The 1,500-nt window shown below is 68.1% G+C and carries 2 protein-coding genes; both read left to right on the forward strand.

Annotated features, from left to right (window positions below):
* Nucleotides 1-638 (forward strand): RHO alpha subunit C-terminal catalytic domain-containing protein (locus tag I71_RS32590; protein WP_042704101.1); only part of this gene is annotated, 638 nt, incomplete at its 5' end.
* Nucleotides 635-1,351, forward strand: a complete 717-nt coding sequence (locus tag I71_RS32595; RefSeq protein WP_042704103.1) for a GntR family transcriptional regulator — start codon at nucleotides 635-637, stop codon at nucleotides 1,349-1,351. The genes I71_RS32590 and I71_RS32595, both read left to right, overlap by 4 nt.
* The last annotated feature ends 149 nt before the right edge of the window (nucleotides 1,352-1,500 follow it).

The raw sequence follows: 1,500 nt of genomic DNA on the forward strand, positions 1-1,500 counted from the left end.
TCACCGACAACCTGATGGATTTGACCCACGAGACCTATGTCCATGCCGGCAGCATCGGCGACGATGCCATCACCCGCACGCCGTTCGAGGTCACCCACACCGACCGCACTGCGACGGTGGAGCGCTGGATGGAGGACATCGAGCCGCCGCCCTTCTGGGCCCGCCAGCTGGCCTCGACCGGCCGCAGCGGCCGGGTGGACCGCTGGCAGATCATCCTGTTCCAGGCGCCGTCGACGATTGTCGGCGACGTCGGCGTGGCACTGACCGGGACCGGCGCCCGCTCCGGCGACCGCTCGCAGGGGGTCAATGGCTGCTTCCTCGCCGCGATCACGCCGGAAAGCGAGACGAGCTGTCATTATTTCTGGAACTTCGTCCGCACATACCGGACCGACGACGCGGAGCTGACCAAGCAGCTGAACCTCGCCCACGTCAATGACGGGCGCGGGGTCTACGACCAGGACCACGCCGTGCTGGAGGCGCAGCAGACGGCAATCGACCGCAACCGGCGCCAGCCCTTCTACAACCTCAACATCGACGCGGGCGCCCTGTGGGCGCGCCGGCTGATCGACGGCATGATCGCGGCGGAGAACGGCGCGGCGCCGCAGTCCCAATCCAAGCCCCGCATGGCGGCGGAATGACCGCCGCCGCGGACGACAAGCCGCGCAACGCCCAGACGGTCAAGGCGCTGCTGAAGCTGCGCGAGATGGTGCTGAACGGCGAACTACCGCCGGGCGAGCGCGTTGCGGAGCTGAACATCGTCGAGCGGCTGGGCGTCTCGCGCACCCCGATCCGGATGGCGCTGGTCCGTCTGGAGGAGGAGGGACTGGTGGATTGCCTCGCCACCGGCGGCTTCGTGGTGCGGGAGTTCAGCGACCGGGACATCGCCGATTCCATCGAGCTGCGCGGCACCATGGAGGGCATGGTCGCCCGCCGCGCCGCCGAACGCCGGCCGGACCGTGCCGAACTGGCGGAGATCCGCGACTGCGTCGGCAGCCTGGACACGCTGATCCGCCGGCGCGAACTGAGCATGGATGACTTTTCCGACTATATCCGGCTCAACGACCGCTTCCACAGCCTGCTGGTGGAGCTGGCGGCGAGCGCGGTGCTGAAGCGGTCGATGGAGCGCATCCTGCATCTGCCCTTCGCCTCGCCCAACGCCTTCGTCTTCCTCCAGTCGGAGCTGCCGGAATCGCGGGAGATCCTGTCGATCGCGCAGGAGCATCACTCGTTCCATCCTGGAGGCCAATCCAGCATGAGCGAGGGCGGCCCGGAGGAGGCGCTGGCGCGCGAACATTCCCGCATCGCCCAGCGCAACCTGCAGATGGCCCTGTCGGACCAGCAGACAGTTTGACAGCATTCCCGGCGCCTAGCTGATCGTCCAGCGCGAGATCGCACGATTCCCCATCGCCTCAGGCCACCAGTCGCGTGGATGACCCGACTATGCCCGCGTACTCCGACGGGCGGGACGACCGTATGCGCTCGGTGGCCGACATCGCTGAC

It is taken from the genome of Azospirillum sp. B506 (genome assembly GCF_000333595.1).
In the GTDB taxonomy this organism is placed as follows: Bacteria; Pseudomonadota; Alphaproteobacteria; order Azospirillales; family Azospirillaceae; genus Azospirillum.